This window comes from Gordonia sp. JH63, from assembly GCF_009856645.1.
GTDB classification, from domain to species: domain Bacteria; phylum Actinomycetota; class Actinomycetes; order Mycobacteriales; family Mycobacteriaceae; genus Gordonia; species Gordonia hongkongensis.
Genome location: NZ_CP047235.1, coordinates 4155049 through 4176249 on the forward strand (window position 1 = coordinate 4155049; position 21201 = coordinate 4176249).

A 21201-nucleotide genomic window follows, 5' to 3' on the forward strand; every position below is an offset into this window, starting at 1 on the left:
TGCTTCCTACGAAAGTGGTTGTCTAAAGCGAAGTGTCAGCTGTCCCGGTAGCGGGTCGCGATCGAGCGGCCGAGCACGACCCGCATGATCTCGTTGGTCCCCTCCAGGATGCGGTGCACACGGAGGTCGCGGACGATTTTCTCGATTCCGTACTCGGTGAGATACCCGTATCCGCCGTGCAGCTGTAGCGCCTGGTCGGCGACCTCGTAGCAGGTGTCGGTGACGAAACGCTTCGCCATCGCGCACTGTTCGACCTTGTCGGACGCGCCATCGTCGAGCGCCGTCGCCGCCTGCCACAACATGAGCCGGGACGCCTGCAGCGAGGTGGCCATGTCGGCGAGGGTGAACCGGATGGTCGGCTCGTCGATGAGCGCGTTGCCGAACGCGCGGCGACTCGCGACATAGGCCGCCGCCTTGTCGAAGGCGGCTTGCGCCCCACCGAGCGACGACGCCGCGATGTTGATGCGGCCGCCGTTCAGGCCGTTCATCGCGATGCCGAACCCGATGCCCTCGGTGCCGCCGAGGAGGTTGCCCGCGGGCACCCGCACCTCGTCGAGGATGACCTGGGCGGTGGGCTGCGCATGCCAGCCCATCTTGTGCTCCTGCGCACCGAAACTCAGTCCGGGCGAATCCTTCTCGACCAAGAACGTGGAGATGCCCTTGGGTCCGGCGTCACCGGTGCGCGCCATGATGACGTAGAGGTCCGACGACCCGGCCCCGGAGATGAACTGTTTGACCCCGGTGAGCACGTACTCGTCGCCGGACCGCTCGGCACGCGTGGCGAGCGCCGCCGCGTCGGAGCCGGCACCCGGCTCGGTCAGGCAGTAACTCGCGACCGTCTCCATCGTCGCCAGGCGCGGCACCCACGTCGAACGTTGTTCGTCGGTGCCGTACTCGTCGACCATCCACGTGCACATGTTGTGGATGGACAGGAACGACGCGACGGCCGGATCGGCGTACGCCAGTTGCTCGAAGATGCGCACCCCGTCGAGGCGCCGCAGGCCACTGCCGCCGGCGTCCTCCGAACAGTAGATGGCACCCATCCCGAGTTCCGACGCCTCACGCAACTCGTCGACCGGGAAGTGGTTCGTGGCATCCCATTCGAGCGCGAACGGCGCCAGTTTCTTGGCCGCGAAACCCGCCGCGGTCTCGACGATGACACGTTCGTCACCGTCGAGCCGGGCGAGTGCGGCGTCGGCGAAAGTCGTCAACGCCGATCAGTCCATCGTCGGGATGACGAACTCGGCGCCGTCCTTGATGCCCGACGGCCACCGCGTCGTGACCGTCTTGGTCTTGGTGTAGAACTGGATCGACGCCGGGCCGTGCTGGTTGAGGTCGCCGAAGCCCGAGCGCTTCCATCCGCCGAAGGTGTAGTACGCCACCGGAACCGGGATCGGCACGTTCACGCCGACCATGCCGACGTCGACGCGGGCCGTGAAGTCGCGGGCGGCGTCGCCGTCCTGGGTGAAGATCGCGACACCGTTGCCGTACTGGTGGTCCGACGCCAGCGCGAGGGCCTCCTCGTAGTCGCCGGCACGCACGATCGACAGGACCGGTCCGAAGATCTCCTCGGTGTAGATGGTCATGTCCTTGGTGACGTGGTCGAACAGGGTCGGGCCGATGAAGAAGCCCTTCGAGATGTCCTCGTCGCCGAAGGTCTGCTCGTTGTTGGCGCGCTCACGTCCGTCGATGACGACCTCGGCACCCTCCTCGGCACCCTTGTCGATGAACCCGCGGACCCGCTCGAGGGCGGCGGCGGTGACCAGGGGGCCGTAGTCGGCCTTGGGGTCCAGGCTGTGACCGACGCGCAGTGCGTTGACCCGGTCGATCAGCTTGGCGCGCAACCGGTCTGCGGTCTGCTCGCCGACCGGGACCGCGACGCTGATCGCCATGCAGCGCTCACCGGCGCTGCCGTAGCCCGCACCGATCAGCGCGTCGACGACCTGGTCGAGGTTGGCGTCGGGCATGATGATCGCGTGGTTCTTGGCGCCACCGAAGCACTGTGAGCGCTTCCCGTGGGCGGCCGCAGTCGAGTAGATGTACTGCGCGATGTCGGAGCTGCCGACGAAGCCGAGCGCCTTGACGTCCGGGTGGGTCAGCAGCGCGTCGACCGCTTCCTTGTCGCCGTGGACGACCTGGAACACGCCGTCGGGCAGGCCGGCTTCGGTGAACAGCTCGGCGAGACGCACCGGCACGGACGGATCGCGCTCGCTGGGCTTGAGGATGAAGGCGTTGCCGCACGCGAGCGCGGGCCCGGCCTTCCAGAGCGGGATCATCGCCGGGAAGTTGAACGGGGTGATGCCCGCGACGACCCCGAGCGGCTGACGGATGGAGTGCACGTCGATGCCGCCGCCGGCACCCGCGGTGAACTCACCCTTGATGAGGTGCGGGATGCCGATCGCGAACTCGATCACCTCGACGCCGCGCTGGATGTCGCCGAGCGCGTCGGCGTGGGTCTTGCCGTGCTCGAGCGACAGCGTGGTCGCGAGCTCGTCGGCGTTCTTGTTCACCAGGTCGACGAACCGCATGAGGACACGGGCGCGGCGCTGCGGGTTCCAGGCGGCCCACTCCTTCTGCGCGGCCGATGCGGTCGCGATTGCGGCGGCGACCTCGTCGGTGGACGCCAGCGGAACCTGGGACTGCACGGCGCCGGTGCTCGGATTGAAGACGTCGGCGAAGCGACCGCCCTCGGCGGTGACGCGCTTGCCGTTCAGGTAGTGCGGGATCGAGGAGACAGCAGGAGCGGACACGGAGATCACCTTCGACTTCGTTGGGGGTATGGCCGGTATCACCATATAGTAGGACATCCAAGTATTTCTTCCAACCCCTCGCCACCAGCGATTTCGCGCCGACGAGCCGGTTAGGCTACCCTCGCTTAGCGAAAACGCCGACGTCGAGAGGAGTTCACATGTCGGTCGTCATCCTCTACGGAACCGAAACCGGGAACGGTGAGCTCGTCGCCGACGCCATCGCCGACACGCTGGCCGCCGACCACGATCCGTCGATCTACGACATGAGCGAGTACGCGGTCGAGGACCTCGACCCCGAGGACTTCCTCGTCATCGTGTGCTCGACCTACGGCGAAGGCGAGCTGCCGACCGGTGCCGAGCCCTTCGCCGACGAACTCGAGAGCGTGAACCCGGACCTCACCGGTCTCCGCTTCGCGGTCTTCGGTCTCGGGGACTCGATCTACGACACGTTCAACCGCGGCGGCGAGATCGTCGCCGAGATGCTCACCAAGCGCGGCGCGGTCCAGGTCGGCGAGCACGCCCGCCACGACAACTCCTCGCCCATCAAGCCGGCGAAACAGGCCGCCGAGTGGGCCGAGGGAATCTCCCAGGAGATCTGAGCACGCCTGACGTCGACGCGGCCGGTCAACCCGCTGGTCGCGACGTCGCGCCCGCCGCCGGGCCCGCGTCGGCTGCGGCGGACTCCTCCGCCGCCACGGCCTGCTCGTATCCGCGCACGGCCGACAGCTTCGCGAGTTCGCATACGGCGCGCACCATGATCGCGAGCACGATCCCCAGGAACAGCGCGGTCGGTACCGACACCTTCAGGTTCTCACCGAGCAGCAGCACACCGAGCACCATCGCGACGGCGGGCTCGGCGACGGTCATCGATGGGAACGACGTCTGCAGATCACCGGCCCCGAACCCCATCTGCTGGGCGAGGATGGCGCAGACCACCACCAGCACGAAGAGATAGATCTCGGGGTGGACGAAGGTACGCCAGAAGTGGTGCGTGATCTGGTAGATCACGGTCTTCACCAGCAACGCCGACACGCCGAACAGGATGCCGGCGACGAGCCCGTAGAACAGTGCCTTGTAGTGCGGACTCGAGCGGTGGGCGAGGATCACCAGCGCGACCACGACGCCGATGACCGCTCCCACGGTGCCCCACAGCAGGAGAGCATCGGGGCGTCGCATCGACGGTTCGGGACGCGCCACGATCAGGAACGTCACCACGCACGCGACGAGAACCCCGCCCCAGGCCCACTCGATGCGGGCCGGATGTCGGTGATCGGCCCACGCCTCGAGCGGAAGGGCGAACAGCACGGCGAGGACGACGAGGGGTTGCACGAGGAGGATCGAGCCGAGTCCGAGTGCCGAGGCCTGCAAACCGAAGCCGCACAGCGCGATCGCCGCTCCGGCCCACCATCCCGGGGTGATCGCACCGTTGACCCGGGAGGCGCGCTGACGCAACACGGTACCGGCGGCGATCATCAACGCGGCCAGCACCGCGAGGAGCGCGGGTACCCAGGTGTGCACGATCCCCAGGGTAACGGCGGTGAGCCGCGGTCGCGGTCCCGGCCGGGGTCGTCCCGGGCGACATCGACGGTGTCGTAACACCTACTGCCTGCCCGGACAACGTAGATTCGAACCCATGCGTTATCGGTCAGATCTGGAACGACTGGCCACCCTCGACGCCGCCGCGATCGAGGTGGCCTGCACCGACTGCACCTCGGTGGGTGAGCTCATCGACTGTGCCGTGGACGAGTACCTGGAGTTCGATGTCGCCGCCGACGAGGCCGAGGCCCGCGGTCACGACGAGCACGCGGCCTACCTCCGCCAGGAGGCCGCAGCCTGGCGCGCGACCGTGCGCGTCCTGCGGATGATCGAGTCCGAGTCGGGGTCCGAATCTCACGCCCGGGGCCGCGGCCGGCACGGCGCCGCATGAGCCGGACCCGCACGCTGGTCCTGATGCGGCACGGCAAGTCGGGTTATCCGCCCGCGACGCCCGACCACGACCGTCCGCTGGCCGAGCGCGGCGATCGGCAGGCCGCCCTCGCCGGGCGCTGGATGGCCGATGAGGGCCTGCGGATCGCCGCGGTGCTGTGCTCGACTTCGACGCGAACGCGTCAGACGCTCGCCCGAACCGGCATCGATGCACCCGTGACCTTCGTCGAGGACATCTACGGCGGCGCGCCCGAGGAGATCCTGGAGGCCATCCGCATCCACGCGCCCGCCGACGCGCGGACGATCCTCGTCGTCGGCCACGAGCCCGGGATGCCGTCGACCGCACTGGCGCTCGATCCGCACGGGTACATCGAACGCTTTCCCACCTCGGCTTATGCGGTCGTCGGCATCTCCCACGAGTGGGACCGGATCGGGATGGCCCCGGACCCCGAAGCCCACCTCGTCGGCGTGCGGATCCCACGCGAGGGGTGACCGATGGCGCACACTGGGACCATGCGTGAGATCCAGCGAACCATCATCGACGCCCTCGCCGTGAAGCCCTCGATCGATCCCGGCGAGGAGGCGGAGCGGCGGGTCGGATTCCTCGTCGACTACCTCCGCGCCACGGGTGCCAAGGGTTACGTACTCGGCATCTCCGGCGGCGTCGACTCCAGCCTGGCCGGGAAGCTCGCCCAGCTCGCCGCCGAACGCATCCGGTCCGACGGCGGTGACGCGACCTTCATGGGCGTGCGGCTGCCCTACCGCGTACAGCACGACGAGGACGACGCGGCCGCGGCCCTCGAGTTCATCGGCGCCGACGAGGTCGTGACAATCAACGTGGCACCCGGCGTGGATGCCCTCGACGACGAGATCGAACAGGCCACCGGCACCCGGCTCACCGACTTCACCAAGGGCAACGCCAAGGCGCGGCACCGCATGGTCGCGCAGTACGCCCTCGCCGGTGACCGCGGGTTGCTGGTGATCGGCTCCGACCATGCGTCCGAGAACGTCACCGGCTTCTTCACCAAACACGGCGACGGTGCGGCCGACGTGCTGCCGCTCTCCGGCCTGAACAAGCGGCAGGGGCGTGCCCTCCTGCGCCACCTGGATGCACCGCAGCAGCTGTGGGAAAAGGTCCCGACCGCCGACCTGCTGGACGAGAAGGCCGGACAGACCGACGAGGACGAACTCGGCCTGCGCTACGACGACATCGACGACTACCTCGAGGGGCGCGAGATCCCCGAGGACGCGGCGGAGAAGATCGAGGCCGCCTGGCACCGCAACCGGCACAAGCGCACCACCCCCGTCGAGGTCGACGACACGTGGTGGCGGTCCTAGCGCTGCACCCGGCCGGCGCGTTCGGCGGACCCCGCACGACGGCCTGTCCGCGATTAGGGTGTCGGAGTGTCTGTCTACGCAAACGGATTCGCCCGCGTCGCCGGAGCCGTACCCGTCCTGACGCTCGCCGAACCCGCGGTCAACGCCGCGCGCACCGTCGAACTCGCGACGCAGGCCGCTGACGACGGCGTCTGCCTGGTCGTCTTCCCCGAACTCGGGCTGTGCGGGTACAGCGTCGACGACCTCTTCCACCAGGACGCCCTCCTCGACGGTTGCCGCGCCGCACTCGACGACATCGTGGCCGCCAGTGCCGGACTCAAGCCGGTTCTCTGCGTCGGACTGCCGATGCGCGTGGGTGACGGCCTGTACAACTGCGCCGCCGTGATCCACGACGGCGCGGTCCTGGGGGTGGTCCCGAAGTCGTACCTGCCGAACTACCGCGAGTTCTACGAGCAGCGCTTCTTCGCCGCGGCGCGCGACGCGGTCCCCACGACCGTGCGGATCGGCGACGACGAGGTCCCGTTCGGTGCCGATCTCGTCTTCGAGGCCCGCGATCTGCCGGGTTTCGCACTGTTCGTCGAGATCTGCGAAGACGGCTGGGTGGCGATCCCACCGAGTACGTGGGCGGCTCTCGGCGGCGCGACCGTGCTGGCCAACCTGTCGGGCAGCCCGGTCACCATCGGCAAGGAGAGCTACCGCACCAACCTGTGCACCGGGCATTCCGCGCGGACCATCTCGGCCCACGTGTACGTCGCTGCCGGGTACGGAGAGTCGACCACCGACCTCGCCTGGGACGGCGATGCCCTCATCACCGAAAACGGTTCGCTCCTCGCCCGCAGTGAACAGTTCGCGACGACCGACCAGATCATCACCGCCGACATCGATCTCGACCGCCTGCGGCAGGAACGCATGCGGATGATCAGCCTCCGGGACCAGGTCGGCGATCACTCCGACCGGTTGAAGTCGTTGCGTCGCATAGGTTTCGACTTCGGAGACCTGCCCGACGACGATGTCGTCCGGCGGGTGGTCCCCCGATTCCCCTATGTCCCAGCGGATTCCGCCGACCGCGACGAACGCTGCGCGGAGGTCCGCTCCATCCAGGTGCAGGGCTTGGCCCAGCGACTACGCTCGACGGGTCTGGAGAAGATCGTCATCGGGGTGTCCGGCGGCCTGGACTCGACACTCGCGCTCCTGGTCGCAGTCGACACCTTCGACCGGCTCGGGTTGCCGCGCACCAACATCCTCGGTTACACGATGCCCGGCTTCGCGACCGGCGGCCCGACGCTGCGGCGCGCCCACGCACTCATGAACTCGCTCGGGGTGAGCGGCGCGGAGATCGACATCCGGCCGTCCTGCGAGCAGATGCTCGCCGACCTCGACCATCCGTACGCGCGCGGCGAGAAGGTCTACGACGTCACCTTCGAGAACGTGCAGGCCGGTGAGCGGACCTCACACCTGTTCCGGCTCGCGAACGCCAACGGCGCCATCGTGCTCGGGACCGGCGACCTCTCCGAACTCGCGCTCGGATGGTGCACCTACGGCGTCGGCGACCAGATGTCGCACTACAACGTCAACGGGTCGGTGCCGAAAACCCTGATCCAGCACCTGATCCGGTGGATGATCACCAGCGGGCACCACACCGCCGAGACCACCGAGACGCTGGTCGAGATCCTCGACGACGTCATCTCCCCCGAACTCGTGCCCGCCGGCGACGACGGCCGGATCCAGAGCACCGAGGACACCGTCGGCCCCTACGAGCTGCACGATTTCTTCCTCTATCACCTGACGCGCTTCGGCTACCGCCCGAGCAAGATCGCCTATCTCGCGCGCCAGGCGTGGGGCGACCGCAGCCGTGGCCCGTGGTCGGATCTGCTGACCGAGGACAAGCGCAACGAGTACGACACCGCGACCATCGAGCACTGGCTCGCGGTGTTCCTGAAGCGGTTCATGGGCAACCAGTTCAAGCGCTCGGCGATGCCCAACGGCCCCAAGATCGGATCGGGCGGGTCGCTGTCCCCGCGCGGCGACTGGCGTTCACCCTCGGATGCGTCGGCGCGGGTCTGGCTGGACCAGCTCGCCGGGGGCTAGTGCGGCGGGTGGTCGCGCCCTGCGCAAGCTCCGGCCGCTCCTCAGTACCTGCGGCCAGGCGGCCGTCGTGGACTACGACAGAACACTCTTGAGCGTCCACATCTCTGCTCCCTGAGGTGCGAGCGAAGCGAGCCACGAAGGGCTCCGCAACCTGTCTCACCAGGCCCTTCGTGGCTCGTCGCTGGCGCTCCTCGCACCTCAGGGAGCAATGGTTATGTCGTTCTTTCGGGTTAGCGAGCAGGGTGGTCGCGCCCTCCGCAAGCTCCGGCCGCTCCTCGGAGAACACACGTGACCAGGGGTCATGCGGTTCTCTCGCCTCAGTCGCAGGCGGCCAGCAGCTGCTTGATCTCGTCGTCGAAGGCGTTCGCGATGGCCCACGGGTCCGGGGTCTGATCGGTGCAGCCGACGATGCCGATGTTGAGGTTGCCGTCGGCGGAAAAGACCGTGATGTTCAGTCCCAGGCCGTGCATGATCGGGCCCAGCGGGTACACGCCGGTCACGCGCGCGCCGAGGAAGTACAGCGGGAAATCCGGGCCGGCGACGTTGGACACCAGGACGTTGAACACCGGCGGATGCGCCGACGCCCAGTTGCGGTCGCCGTAGATCTTCATCGCGGTGGACAGAGTCGTACCGGGAGCGAACTGCGCCCAGGACCGCAGGATGTTCGCGTCGATCTCGGCGTGGTGCTCCTTCGAGGTCCGGCTCAGCTCGGCCTGCTTGCGCAGCCGCGCGACCGGGTCGGGCTCGTCGGAGGACAGCAGGGTGAACATGCCGGTCACCTTGTTGGTGCCCTCGACGACGAGGTCCTTCTCGTCGGCGCCGTGCACCGAGACGGGGACCATCCCCACCAGCGGACGATCGGGGAGCTCGTCGTGGCCGAGCAGGTAGGTGCGCAGTGCCCCGCCGACCATCGCGAGCACGACGTCGTTGAGCTTTACCTCGAAGTGGTCTTTCACTCGCTTCACATCGTCGAGCGAGAGCTGGGTGACGGCGATGCTGCGGTGCGGTGTGATGGGCGCGTTGAACCGGGTCCGTGGGGCACGGAAGGGTGCGGGCATCGCCGAATCCTGTTGTGCCCGACGGAACCAGCCGACGGGCACGCTCAACGTGCGGGGGAGCAGTTTGGCCATGGCGAGGGGCCGCTGCACGAAGTAGTTGACCGCGCCGCCCGCGGCCATCGCGACGCGCGACGACGGGCCGGCCGACTCCCCCACCTTCTCGGCGTCGAGATCCGGCGGTTCGGGCGTGAGCGTGCACATCTGGGCGAGCATCTCGGCGCCGGTCACACCGTCGGTCCCGGCGTGGTGCATGCGCAGCATCGCGCAGACCCGGCCGTCGGCGAGCCCCTCGATGATCCACAGCTCCCACAGCGGCTTGCCGCGGTCGAGCGTCTGTCCGGCCAGGTGACCGCACAGTTCGGCGACCTCACCGGCGCCGCCGGGGGCCGGCACGCCGACCCGGTGCACGTGCCGCTCGATGTCGAAGTCGTCATCCTCGATCCACACCGGGTGGTCGATGTTGAACAACGAGTTGTCGAGTTTCCGCCGGAACGCGGGTATGGCAGCGATGCGTCGCTCCATCTCGGCGCGGAGCTTGTCGAAGCGGTAGCCGCCCGGCATGGTGCTCGGATCGATCTCGAACAGACCGATGACATGCATCAGTTGCGAGCGTGTCTCGAGGTAGAGAAACGATGCGTCCAGTCCGCTCAAGCGCTGCATGGGATTCGCCTTCCCTCGACGTCGGGCACCCGACCCCGTGGGCGCCCCACGCCATCATGCCGCACGCGACGACCCCGGCGGGGTCGGTTCCGGCACAGCCGTGACGGCGTCGAGATGCCAGATGATCCCGGCTCAGAGCGGCAGCGAGTCGACCATGTCCAGAATGTCCTGTCCATCCGTTTCGAGAACGACGATCATGGCCAGCTCGCGCGACGGGTCGTCGGTGATCTTGAAGACCCCGCGTCCGTTCTCGTCGATCAATCCAGTTCCGTGCCGCCACCGCACCGGCCGCGACGTCTCCGAGGAACGTGAGTACTCCGCGTTCAGCGCATCTCGGGACGCGAACCAGAACACCCCGAAGGGGCGATCGACCGAGCCCGCGGCACATCGGACGACGAACACGGTGCGCACCTGACCCGCTCCGGTCTCCGACGGCCCGACCTCGTCCCGTCCGCCCGAGTATCGGCGGATGCACTCGGTGTTCATCCACTGCGCCGCGGTGTCGGGGGCCTGCGGGAGCAACTCGGGGAACTGCGCCACCAGCGGCGCGAACTCCCCCCAGCTCGCGCCCGTCCGGACCCGCTGCACGGGCCCGGGCTCGGAGTACACACCCGCGCGGATCGCGATGACCCGGTAATCATGTTCTCCGGCAGGCACACTCACGTCCTCGGCGGAGGTCTCGGGTCCCTGGTGGACGACGTAGCCGTCGCCGCGAAGCAGCTGATAGGCCGACGCCCCGGCGACCGGGTCCCACGACGCGACCACCCGTCCCGGTCGCGCCTGCAGGGTCAGGCCGCCGGGGGTGTCCGGCGCGTCGGGCGCGGTCACCGACCGGACCACGACGAAGCCGCCGACAGCGACCACTGCGGCGACGAGCACGATCAGCCCGATCAGCCACGGCCCCGACTCGAAACGGCGTGTCGTGATGGGGGATGTCGAGGGTGTCGGCGAGGTCATCAGATCGGCAGCCTTCTCAGCACGTCGCCGGCTGCGGCGGCGGGCTCACCCGGGACGACCACCCACACCACCGAGCGGGCATGGTCGCCGTCGTCGAAGGTGAGAATCGCCTGCCCCTGATCCCGCTGCTTGTCCGACAGGTACAGGGTGCCGGTATGCCCCTGCGCGGTGGTGTAGTCGACGCCGCGCAGGTCGTGGGCGGTCACCTTCGCCGCCGCGACCGCTTCCTCCGGGGTCTCGTAGGTGTCGACGATCACCTGATACGCCGCCACACCCGGGTCCGACGGCCGCCCGCTGTCGTCGCCGGTCGCGGCGTCGGCGTCGCGGGTACACGACACGGTGCGTTTGCTCGACGAGAACGCGAGATCGCCGTCCTCGCCCCAGCAGCGCATCGCGTCGAAGCCGTTGGTGCTCAACGGCGTGGCCGGGATCAGGTCGTGGTACAGGTCGGCGATGGGCTGCAACTCGCCCCATGTCATGAAGACATCGACCTGTTCGGAGTTCCGGGAGAAGTCCGACACCCGGCCGCCGTCATGCGCGGCGACCTGATACGTGTACATGCCGGGCACCGGCCGGGGCGCCGTGAACTCGGTGGCGGGCCCGGAATAGATCACGTCCTCGTTCTGGGTGACCACGTAGTCGGTGGCCCCGGCCACGCCGTTCCAGGTCAGTTCGACAGCGGTGGTCGTGACCTTCACGTCCGGGGGGTCGGGGGTGTCCAGGGAGGTGGCCGACATGCGTGCGAAACCGATTCCGGTGCCGAGGATCCCGGCGACGAGCACCGCCACGATGCCGATCGCGGCGAGGTGGCGAGGCCGACGGACCGAAGTGGGTTGCGTCGCATCGTCATCGGGTGGCCAGGTCTGCAACGGTCCCGATTGCACGGGCGGTGGCGTGTACCCCGCGCTCCCCGCGACGCCGGCGCCGACGCGCCCGAACCCCGGGCTCGGTTTTGGACCGGCCGGTGCGGGCCCGGTGGGGGTCCCGGCCGGGGGCTCGGGCCTGATCGCCGGGCCGATGAGCGTTGCGCGGGAATCGAAGACATCGGCGAGCGCGGCGGCGAACTCCCCCGCCGTCGGGTGACGACGACCCGGCTCCTTGGCGATCGCCCGCGCGAGCACGGCGTCGACCCCGGCGGGCAACGCCCGGTTGCGAGCGCTCGCCGACGGGGGTTCGTGATGCATGTGCGCGGTCATCAGTCCGTGCAGCGACGGCGAATCGAACGGCGGTGCACCGGTGAGGAGTTCGTACGCGGTGGCAGCGAGAGAATAGATGTCGCTCCGGCCGTCGACGCGCAACCCCTCGATCTGCTCCGGCGAGGCGTAGCGCATGGTCCCGATGGTGATCCCGGTACCGGTCAGGTGGGTCACCTCGTCGAGGACCTGGGCGATGCCGAAGTCGGTGAGTTTGACGGCCTCCGGGGCGCTGTCGGTGGCGCCGTCCGCGCCCGGCGTGATGAGGATGTTGGCCGGCTTGATGTCCCGGTGCATGACGCCGCGCCGGTGCGCCGCGTCCAGACCCGCCGCCGCTCCGGCGATGATCGTGCACGCGAGACCGGGGTCGAGGGGCGACTCCCGGGCGAGCATCCGGGCCGCGTCGGTACCCGGCACGTACTCCATCGCGATCCACAGCAACTCGTCGAACACACCACGGTCGTAGACGGCCACGATGTTGGGATGGTGCAGCGGCGCGACGATGTCGGCTTCGCGTTCGAACCGCGCGCGGAAGACCGGGTCCGCGGCATGGACCGAGCGGAGCACCTTCAGGGCGTCGGCGCGCGGCAGCCGGGGGTGCGCGGCTTGGTAGACCTCGCCCATGCCGCCGCGTCCGAGCACGTCGAGGACGCGGTACCCCGCGATCAGGTCCCCTACCTGGTACATGACGTCCTCACCGATCCGTGTGCGGTGGCTGTGCTGGGGACGAATGGTACCGATTGTCGCGAAACGCGGTGGACCACACCGGTGCGGACTCTACGATCGGCGGCGATGGAAACCACCGAGAACCCGACCCCGACGACCGCCGACTTCACCCCGGCAGAGCTCGACGAGGCCTTCGCACAGTTCCAGCGCACGGTCGCCGAGATCGCCGTGAGCCGGGACTGGGATCGCTATGCCGAACTGTTCACCGAAGACGCCGACTACATCGAGCACGCCTTGGGCACCATGCGCGGCCGCGAGGAGATCCGGACCTGGATCTGGCGGACGATGACGTCGTTCCCCGGCAGTCACATGACCGGGTTCCCCTCGCTGTGGCATGTGGTCGACGCGCCGACCGGCCGGGTCATCTGCGAAGTCGACAACCCGATGCGCGATCCGGGCGACTCGACACACATCACCGCCACCAACATCACCATCCTCACCTACGCCGGCGACGGCCGGTGGAGTCGCGAGGAGGACGTCTACAACCCGATGGAGTTCGGGCGCGCGGCGATGCGCTGGTGTGAGAAGGCACGCGAACTGGGCACCATCGACGAGCCGGCCACGGCGTGGATGGAGACGACGGGCGCGATGTTCGCCTCGCGTCCACGTTCCGGTTGAGGGCCTGCCGACCTGCGCGAACACCGGTTCCGGCGTCGCCCGCACCGACGTGACCGACACCACCGGCCGGACGCGTAACGCGGCGCGCGGGCGTGAACGACACCCAGGCGACGGACTTGGGACACCGGTGTGCGTGCCGTACGCTAGAACTTTGACCAGTGGCGACGGGGCGGCGCGGGGGACCCGGCCCGACACCCCACGGTTCGGTGGGCGGGGTGCGCGCCTCCCCACGACGACGTCGCGAACCACGGTCGTGGCCGCCGGCCACGCACGCGGATCGATCGACACGACGCACGACGACGACACGCAATGACTACACACGCGGACACCGTTCGGAGGACATCTATATGGCACGCGACCTGACGCAACTCGAGCTACTCAAGGAGCTGGCCCCGGTTGCCGAGGACAACGTCAACCGCCACCTCAAGATCGCCAAGGACTGGAACCCGCACGACTACGTGCCGTGGGACGAGGGCCGTAACTTCGCCGCCCTGGGTGGCGTCGACTACGACCCCGAGCAGTCGCAGCTCGACGAGGTCGCCAAGGCCGCGATGATCACGAACCTCCTCACCGAGGACAACCTGCCGTCGTACCACCGTGTCATCGCCGACAACTTCTCGATGGACTCCGCCTGGGGCCACTGGGTCGGTCGCTGGACCGCCGAGGAGAACCGCCACGGCATCGTCATGCGCGACTACCTCGTGGTCACCCGCGGCGTCGATCCCGTCGCCCTCGAAGAGGCGCGGATGATCCACATGACCAATGGTTACGACCCGATGCTGGCCGCCGCCGGACGCGTGGACGAGCTCGAGGAGCACGCCGACGAGCTCGGTCTGCTGCATTCAGTGGCGTACGTGACCTTCCAGGAACTCGCGACCCGCGTCAGCCACCGCAACACCGGCAAGGCGTGCAACGACCCGATCGCCGACAAAATGCTGCAGCGCATCGCGGCCGACGAGAACCTGCACATGATCTTCTACCGCAACATCTGCGGTGCGGGCTTCGACATCTCCCCCGACCAGACGCTGCGCGCCGTCACCGACATCGTGACCAACTTCCAGATGCCCGGCGCCGGTATGCCCAACTTCCGTCGCCACGGCGTGCTCATGGCCAAGCACGGCATCTACGACCTGCGCCAGCACCTCGAAGAGGTCGTCATGCCGGTCCTGCGTAAGTGGAACGTCTTCGAACGCGACGACTTCACCAGCGAGGGCGAGAAGACCCGCGAGGAGCTCGCCGCCTTCCTCGAGCAGCTCGAGAAGGACACCATCCGCTTCGAGGAGATGCGCGACCGTTCGCTCGCCCGCGAGGCCAAGAAGCGGGAGCAGCAGGCATCCTGAGCACCCTCATCGACAGCCACCCGGCGCCCTCGACCACCGAAGGCTCGCTTCCCAGCTCCCTGAGGAGCGAGCTTGCGAGCGTCTCGAAGGGACTACGTATCGGGTCCATCGAACTGGCCAGCCCGGTCGTGCTGGCCCCGATGGCCGGTGTCACCAACGTCGCGTTCCGGACGCTGTGCCGCGAACTCGAGCTCGCCCGTACCGGTACCGTCTCCGGGCTGTACGTCTGTGAGATGGTCACGGCCCGCGCGCTCGTGGAACGGCACCCGGTCACGATGCACATGACGACCTTCGGACCCGACGAGAACCCGCGGTCGATGCAGCTCTACACCGTCGACCCGGAGTACACCTACCAGGCCGCGAAGATGATCGTCGACGAGAACCTCGCCGATCACATCGACATGAACTTCGGCTGTCCGGTCCCCAAGGTGACCCGCAAGGGCGGGGGGTCGGCGATCCCCTACAAGCGCACCCTGTTCCGCAAGATCGTCGCGGCGGCCGTCCGTGCCACCGACGGCACCGACATCCCGGTGACGGTCAAGTTCCGGATCGGTATCGACGACGATCACCGCACCCATCTCGACGCCGGCCGGATCGCCGCCGAAGAAGGTGCCGCCGCCGTCGCCCTCCACGCACGCACCGCATCGCAGCGGTACTCCGGTGAGGCCGACTGGGACGAGATCGCCCGCCTCAAGGAGCACGTCACCACCGTGCCGGTGCTCGGCAACGGCGACATCTTCGAACCCGCCGATGCGGTCGCGATGATGCGCCGGACCGGCTGCGACGGCGTCGTCGTCGGCCGCGGTTGCCTCGGCCGGCCCTGGCTGTTCGCCGAACTCGCCGCCGAACTCGGCGGATTCGACGCTCCGGCGCCGCCGAACCTGGGCGTGGTCGCCGACATCATGGTGCGGCACTGCCAGCTCCTCGTCGATCACCACGGCGAGATGAAGGGTTGCCGCGAGATCCGCAAGCACGTCGCCTGGTACCTTCGCGGCTTCCCGGCCGGCTCGGAGATCCGGCGGCGGATGGCGCTGGTCGGCAGCGTCGACGAACTGCGTGAACTGCTCGCCGAGCTGCCGGCCGACGCGCCGTTCCCCTCCGACGGTCACGGCCCGCGCGGCCGGCAGGGTTCGCCGGCGAAGGTCGCGCTTCCGGACGGCTGGCTCGACGACCCCGACGAGGACGTGATCCCCGCAGGCGCCGAGATCATGCACTCCGGCGGTTGAACCGGATTGCGAAAACCGTCACAACCGGCGCCTGGCTGAGACGCTTTCTCAGGTGGGATCAGTACAATTGCGCTTCAGGTCCCGGCCGCCGGGGCCTGAATTCTGTGCGCACCGCGCTGGTCGAGCCCCGATCTGCGGTGACTCCGCGACACGACCACGGGGCATGAGGAACGTGCATTGAGTCGTAGGACACCGGGCCCGGACGACCCCGAGGTGGGCGACGCCGATCGCTCGCGTCGTGGTCGCCGCGCCGGACGCTCCCGCGACGACTTCGAGCCCGTCCCCGGTCCGGACGCGCCCGGTTCCACCGACCAGGGCTCCCCTCCCCCGGCGCACCCCAGCCTCCGCGAGCCACGCTCGGCAGATCGGTTCGTGCGGGGACGCACTCGCCTGACGGTCCGCCAGCTCATGGAGCAGATGAACGCGGAGGAGTCGTCGCCGTCGGAGCCGCCCGCCGGCTCCGGCCGGTCCGGCGCCCGCCGCGCGACGCCGCCGCGCCCGGAGTCGCGGACGGGCGAGCCCCCGTCGTCGACCCGCGGGCGGTCCCGACGCCCCGGGCCACCGTTCGGTGGGAATGCCGCGCCACCGTCGGCCCCGGGCGGGCGGGTCCCCGCCGCTCCGCAGCCGGCGCCCGACGACCGCCCGACCACCGTCCATCGTTTCGACAACGACGTCACCCAGAAGATCCCCACCGTCGGCGACGCCGCGCCCGACCTGTCCGATCGCGCGACCGAGAAGCGGGTGATCGAGGAATCCCGCGCCCAGGAGCCGGTCGCCGGCGGCCCGGCCGGACCGTCGGCCCCGCAGCCTCCGCTGGAACGCACACCCGACCTCACCGAGCCCCTCGCCCTGCGTTCGGCGCCTCGTCGCCACCCCGGGCGTGACGAGGACCGGCAGGGCGCGATGCTGCGCAAGACCGCCGCGACCGGACGGATACTGGTCGCCATCGCGTGCGTGCTCGCACTCGTCGGCACCGGCTTCGTCTGGGGTTACCTGCAGTCGTGGAACGGCAACTGGCGCAACGTCACCGCCGTCGACCCCGACGACCAGAACATCCGGAACAAGGACGCCCAGTACGGCGACGAGACCTACCTCATCGTCGGTACCGACACCCGCGGTGGCCAGAACTCCAGGGTTGGCGCCGGCACCACCGCCGACGCCGAGGGCGCCCGTTCGGACACCGTCATCCTGGTGAACATCCCGGCCAACCGCAGTCGCGTCGTCGCGGTGTCGTTCCCGCGCGACCTGCAGGTGGATCAGCCGGCGTGCAACGCGTGGGACAACGAGACCGGTGAGTACGGCGCCGAGATGCCGGCCCAGTCCGGCGTCAAGCTCAACAGCGTCTACTTCTACGGCGGTCCGCAGTGTCTCGTTCGCGTGATCACCGCGATGAGCGGGCTCAACATCAACCACTTCATCGGGATGGACTTCTACGGCTTCGAGAAGGTCGTCCGCGCGATCGGCGGCGTCGAGGTCTGCTCGACGGTCCCGCTCTACGACTACGAGATCGGCCAGATCCTGCGTAAGCCGGGCAAGCAGAAGCTGACCGGCCGGCGCGCACTGAATTACGTTCGTGCCCGCAACATCAGCACGGAGGGCAACGGCGACTACGGCCGGATCAAACGCCAGCAGCTCTTCATGTCGTCGCTGTTGCGGTCGAGCCTGTCGGGCAATGTGCTGTCGAACCCCAACAAACTCAACGGGATCGTCAACACGTTCATCGAATACAGCTACGTCGACGGCGTCGACACCCAGTCGCTCATCAACCTGGCCGAGTCGATGCAGGGCATCGAGGCCGGCCGCGTCTCGTTCCTGACGATCCCGACGTCGGGTACCTCCACCGACGGCGCCAACAACGAGATCCCGCGCACCAGCGACATCGACGCGATCTTCGACGCCATCATCGACGACCTGCCACTCCCCGGCGAGCAGGCGCGCAAGAAGCCGCCGTCGTCGTCGAAGGCGCCGACGAGTCCCGGCGCACCGAGCACCGACTCGAACGCCAGTGCTCCCGGACCCGTGACCGCGACCGCCCAGAACCCCGGCAATGTCGGCGTCCGGGTTCTCAACGGCACGGGCCAGACGGGCCTCGCCACCGAGGTGTCCGAGCAGCTCACGCCGTACGGTTTCGACGTTCGGGGTGTCGCCGATGCCTCGGAGAACCGCGACGACACCGTCGTGCGCTACGGGCCGGGACAGCGCGACGCCGCCGCGACGCTGGCCGAGATGTTCCCGAACGCGAGCATCCAGCTCGACCGCACGGTCAAGTCAGGTGTCGAGCTCATCGTCGGTGCGGATTTCACCGGCTCCCTGGAGTCGGTACCGGCCTCCGGGGCGACCCTGACGGCGAACCAGCTCGCACCCGCGGAGAACACCGGCAATCTGCCCAACGACCTGGCCATCACGAACGCGGGCGACACCACCTGCACGTGATCTCAGGGTGTCGGTGCACTCGCAGGTGGACGGATCTGCACCCGACGTTCACTGGACGTTCATCGGTCGGAGTCGGCCTGGAGTGATCACGCACGTATCCTGGGACCATGCGTACCGCCTATCAAGAGCAACTCGAGGCGCTGACCTCGGTATTGGGTGAGATGTGCGAGCTCGCCGGCACCGCGATGGCGCGCGCCACGCAGGCACTGCTGCAGGCCGATCTCGCCATCGCCGAAGAGGTCATCGGGGACACCGACCGGATGAGCCGGCTGACGGCTCGCGCGGAGGAACAGTCCTTCGCGCTCCTCGCCCTGCAGGCCCCGGTCGCCGGTGACCTGCGTGGAGTCGTGAGTGGGTTCCAGATCGTCGCCGACGCCGATCGGATGGGTGCACTGGCGCTGCACGTCGCCAAGGTCGCCCGCCGCCGGCATCCCGCCAAGGCACTGCCGGAGGAGGTCAACGGCTACTTCGCCGAGATGGGCCGCCTGGCCGTCACCCTGGCCAAGAACGCACATGAGGTCCTCGTGACCAGTGACCCGCAGGCCGCCCTTCGTCTCCAGGAAGACGACGACGCCATGGACGACCTCCACCGCCACCTGTTCACCGTCCTGATGGACCGCGAATGGAAGCACGGCGTCGCCGCCGCGGTGGACGTGACCCTGCTCGGCCGCTACTACGAGCGGTTCGCCGACCACGCCGTACTCATCGGGCGCCGCGTGGTGTTCACCGCGACGGGCAAGACCCCGGAGCAGTTCCAGAGCGTGGGGTGATTTCTCTCGCTCGGTGCTGATCGTCGAGCGAGGGCCACACCGAAAGAGGCCGAGAATTCAGTTTCCAACACTGAATCTCGGCCTTTTTTCATGTCGGTGAATATCTGAGCCCCAACGACGTCGGGGAGATTTCACACGCGCCGAGGTCGTCGTTAGGGTGGCGACATGGCCCAGCACTATCCGACCGAGCCCGATTTCAATGCGGTGACCGACGAGGACGCAGAGGCTGCCGCCCACCGCCGCAAGATCCTGGCGTACCTGGGTGTGACCGCTTCGCTGGTCGCTCTGCTGGTGATCCTGCTGCTCAACATGTGACACCCGACACGACGACCCCCGGCACGACGAGGCCCGCTCCCCCGGACGGGTGAGCGGGCCTATTCGTGTCCTGCGGAACCTCAGCCGAAGCGGCCCGAGATGTAGTCCTCGGTCTCCTTCTTCGTCGGGTTCGAGAACATCGTCTCGGTGTCGTTGATCTCGACGAGCTGTCCCGGCTGGCCGACCGCCTCGAGGTTGAAGAACGCGGTCTGATCGCTGACGCGGGCGGCCTGCTGCATGTTGTGGGTCACGATGACGATGGTGTACTCCTTCTTGAGTTCACCCATCAGGTCCTCGATGGCCAGCGTCGAGATCGGGTCGAGCGCCGAACACGGCTCGTCCATGAGCAGGACGTCGGGAGAGACCGCGATGGCGCGGGCGATGCACAGACGCTGCTGCTGACCACCCGACAGTCCGCCGCCCGGCTTGTCCAGGCGATCCTTGACCTCTTCCCAGAGGTTGGCGCCGCGCAGGCTCTTCTCGGCGACGTCGTCGAGCTGTGAGCGGTTCCGCACACCCTGCAGACGCAGGCCGGCGACGACGTTGTCGCGGATCGACATCGTCGGGAACGGGTTCGGCCGCTGGAACACCATGCCGATGGTCGCGCGCACGCTCACCGGGTCCACGGTCTTGCCGTAGATGTCCTCGCCGTCGAGCAGCACGCTGCCCTTGGCGTAGGCACCCGGGGTGACCTCGTGCATGCGGTTGAGGGTTCGGAGCACGGTCGACTTACCGCAGCCCGACGGGCCGATGAAGGCGGTGATGCAGCGCGGCGGCACCTCGAGGGTGACGTCCTTGACCGCGTGGAAGTCGCCGTAATAGATGTTCAGGTCTTTGATGTCGAGGCGCTTGGCCATGGCATTGGTCCGTTCTGGAAAAGATGACCCGAGAAGGGTGGGAGGTCAGGAGGTCTTGGGGGCGAAGATCTTCGACACCGCCTTGGCGCCGAAGTAGACGATGGCCACGAGGATGACCAGCGTCAGCGCCGCTCCCCACACCTGGTCGAAGGCGCCCGGTCCGTTGTTGTACTGCTGCACCATCATCAGCGGCAACGACTGCTGGTTGCCGTCGAAGGGATTCCAGTTCATCGCGCGCGTCGCACCGACGAGGATCAGCACTGGTGCCGACTCGCCCATCACTCGGGCGATGGCCAGCATGACGCCGGTGACGATGCCCGACAGAGCCGTCGGCAGGACGATCTTCACGATCGTCTTCCACTTCGGGATACCCAGGGCGTACGACGCCTCGCGCAAATCCTGCGGGACGATCTTCAGCATCTCTTCGGTGGCGCGCACCACGAGCGGGACCATCAGCAGCACCAGCGCGATCGCGACCACGAATCCCGAGCGGGGCAATCCGAGGGTGGTGCGCCACACCGCGTAGACGAACAGCGCGGCGACGATCGAGGGCACACCCGACAGGATGTCGACCATGAAGGTGGTGACACGCGCGAGCAGCGATTTCTTGGTCGCGTACTCCACCAGATAGATGGCGACGAAGATGCCGAGCGGGATGGAGATGACCGCCGCGAGGGCGGTCTGCATCAGCGTGCCGACGATCGCGTTGGCGGCGCCGCCGCGTCGCTCGGCCTGGGTCCACCAGTCGATGTCGATGATCGTCTCGATACCCCGCGACACCAGCGTGAAGACCAACCAGAGCAGGGGAACCAGCGCCAGCAGCAGGGCGGCCATGACGGCGACACGGACGGTCCCGTCGGTGAAACGTCGACGCCCGGACATCGGGGTGAAGCCGGAGGGCTTCTTGACCGGATCGGCCGCGGAAGTAGTCGTGGTCACAGACATG

Annotated in this window: 19 protein-coding genes; 11 read left to right on the forward strand and 8 right to left on the reverse strand. The window is 68.3% G+C overall.

Annotated features, from left to right (window positions below; genetic code table 11):
• Positions 1–35: 35 nt before the first annotated feature.
• Together GR168_RS18390 and GR168_RS18395 are read right to left on the reverse strand one after the other, a co-directional pair.
• Positions 36–1211: an acyl-CoA dehydrogenase family protein gene (locus GR168_RS18390; protein WP_159371389.1), complete on the reverse strand. Its 1176-nt coding sequence runs from the start codon at positions 1209–1211 to the stop codon at positions 36–38.
• A gap of 6 nt (positions 1212–1217) precedes the next feature.
• Positions 1218–2750, reverse strand: coding sequence for a CoA-acylating methylmalonate-semialdehyde dehydrogenase (locus tag GR168_RS18395; protein ID WP_065629789.1), 1533 nt, complete (start codon positions 2748–2750; stop codon positions 1218–1220).
• Positions 2751–2908: 158 nt separating this feature from the next.
• Here GR168_RS18395 and GR168_RS18400 point away from each other — a divergent pair, with 158 nt between their 5' ends.
• Complete coding sequence (locus tag GR168_RS18400; protein ID WP_058253830.1) at positions 2909–3349, forward strand: flavodoxin domain-containing protein; 441 nt, start codon at positions 2909–2911, stop codon at positions 3347–3349.
• Positions 3350–3374: 25 nt separating this feature from the next.
• On the opposite strand, the gene GR168_RS18405 is transcribed toward GR168_RS18400, so the two are convergent.
• Positions 3375–4268, reverse strand: a complete 894-nt coding sequence (locus GR168_RS18405) for a DMT family transporter (protein ID WP_159371390.1) — start codon at positions 4266–4268, stop codon at positions 3375–3377.
• A 115-nt stretch (positions 4269–4383) separates the two neighbouring features.
• On the opposite strand from GR168_RS18405, the gene GR168_RS18410 reads away from it, so the two are divergent.
• The 4 genes from GR168_RS18410 (at position 4384) to GR168_RS18425 (ending at position 8102) form a co-directional block, all read left to right on the forward strand.
• Positions 4384–4677 carry a hypothetical protein gene (locus GR168_RS18410; RefSeq protein ID WP_159371391.1) on the forward strand — a complete coding sequence of 98 codons (294 nt, stop codon included), beginning with the start codon at positions 4384–4386 and terminating at the stop codon, positions 4675–4677.
• Positions 4674–5168: a histidine phosphatase family protein gene (locus GR168_RS18415; protein ID WP_159371392.1), complete on the forward strand. Its 495-nt coding sequence runs from the start codon at positions 4674–4676 to the stop codon at positions 5166–5168. Before GR168_RS18410 ends, GR168_RS18415 begins: the two co-directional genes overlap by 4 nt.
• Positions 5169–5189: 21 nt before the next feature.
• On the forward strand, positions 5190–6014 hold the full coding sequence (gene nadE / locus GR168_RS18420) for an ammonia-dependent NAD(+) synthetase (protein ID WP_159371393.1): 825 nt from the start codon (positions 5190–5192) through the stop codon (positions 6012–6014).
• A gap of 66 nt (positions 6015–6080) precedes the next feature.
• Complete coding sequence (locus GR168_RS18425; protein ID WP_159371394.1) at positions 6081–8102, forward strand: NAD(+) synthase; 2022 nt, start codon at positions 6081–6083, stop codon at positions 8100–8102.
• Positions 8103–8419: 317 nt separating this feature from the next.
• Here the strand turns inward: GR168_RS18425 and GR168_RS18430 are convergent, their stop codons facing one another.
• The 3 genes from GR168_RS18430 to GR168_RS18440 all read right to left on the reverse strand — a co-directional run bounded on the left by GR168_RS18430 (position 8420) and on the right by GR168_RS18440 (position 12657).
• Positions 8420–9820: a wax ester/triacylglycerol synthase family O-acyltransferase gene (locus GR168_RS18430; protein WP_065629730.1), complete on the reverse strand. Its 1401-nt coding sequence runs from the start codon at positions 9818–9820 to the stop codon at positions 8420–8422.
• 132 nt (positions 9821–9952) lie between these two features.
• Positions 9953–10777 carry a fibronectin type III domain-containing protein gene (locus GR168_RS18435; protein ID WP_159371395.1) on the reverse strand — a complete coding sequence of 275 codons (825 nt, stop codon included), beginning with the start codon at positions 10775–10777 and terminating at the stop codon, positions 9953–9955.
• Positions 10777–12657 (reverse strand): serine/threonine-protein kinase, encoded by a 1881-nt coding sequence (locus tag GR168_RS18440; protein WP_159371396.1) that lies wholly within the window; start codon positions 12655–12657, stop codon positions 10777–10779. Before GR168_RS18440 ends, GR168_RS18435 begins: the two co-directional genes overlap by 1 nt.
• Before the next feature lie 105 nt (positions 12658–12762).
• Here GR168_RS18440 and GR168_RS18445 point away from each other — a divergent pair, with 105 nt between their 5' ends.
• The 6 genes from GR168_RS18445 to GR168_RS23775 all read left to right on the forward strand — a co-directional run bounded on the left by GR168_RS18445 (position 12763) and on the right by GR168_RS23775 (position 19398).
• Positions 12763–13314: a nuclear transport factor 2 family protein gene (locus GR168_RS18445; RefSeq protein WP_065629733.1), complete on the forward strand. Its 552-nt coding sequence runs from the start codon at positions 12763–12765 to the stop codon at positions 13312–13314.
• Positions 13315–13661: 347 nt separating this feature from the next.
• On the forward strand, positions 13662–14654 hold the full coding sequence (locus GR168_RS18455; protein WP_065629734.1) for an acyl-ACP desaturase: 993 nt from the start codon (positions 13662–13664) through the stop codon (positions 14652–14654).
• 59 nt (positions 14655–14713) lie between these two features.
• Positions 14714–15880, forward strand: a complete 1167-nt coding sequence (gene dusB / locus GR168_RS18460; RefSeq protein WP_275406227.1) for a tRNA dihydrouridine synthase DusB — start codon at positions 14714–14716, stop codon at positions 15878–15880.
• A 177-nt stretch (positions 15881–16057) separates the two neighbouring features.
• Positions 16058–18313, forward strand: a complete 2256-nt coding sequence (locus tag GR168_RS18465) for an LCP family protein (protein WP_159371398.1) — start codon at positions 16058–16060, stop codon at positions 18311–18313.
• Between the two features lie 107 nt (positions 18314–18420).
• A complete protein-coding gene (phoU, locus tag GR168_RS18470; protein WP_058253532.1) occupies positions 18421–19083 on the forward strand; it encodes a phosphate signaling complex protein PhoU in 663 nt (220 codons plus the stop codon).
• Positions 19084–19248: 165 nt separating this feature from the next.
• The gene (locus GR168_RS23775; RefSeq protein ID WP_165629676.1) at positions 19249–19398 is read left to right on the forward strand and encodes a hypothetical protein; all 150 of its coding nucleotides are present in this window, start codon (positions 19249–19251) and stop codon (positions 19396–19398) included.
• An 80-nt stretch (positions 19399–19478) separates the two neighbouring features.
• On the opposite strand, the gene pstB is transcribed toward GR168_RS23775, so the two are convergent.
• Together pstB and pstA are read right to left on the reverse strand one after the other, a co-directional pair.
• The gene (gene pstB / locus GR168_RS18475; RefSeq protein WP_004022008.1) at positions 19479–20255 is read right to left on the reverse strand and encodes a phosphate ABC transporter ATP-binding protein PstB; all 777 of its coding nucleotides are present in this window, start codon (positions 20253–20255) and stop codon (positions 19479–19481) included.
• A 45-nt stretch (positions 20256–20300) separates the two neighbouring features.
• Positions 20301–21200, reverse strand: coding sequence for a phosphate ABC transporter permease PstA (gene pstA / locus GR168_RS18480; protein WP_058253533.1), 900 nt, complete (start codon positions 21198–21200; stop codon positions 20301–20303).
• Position 21201: the final 1 nt, after the last annotated feature.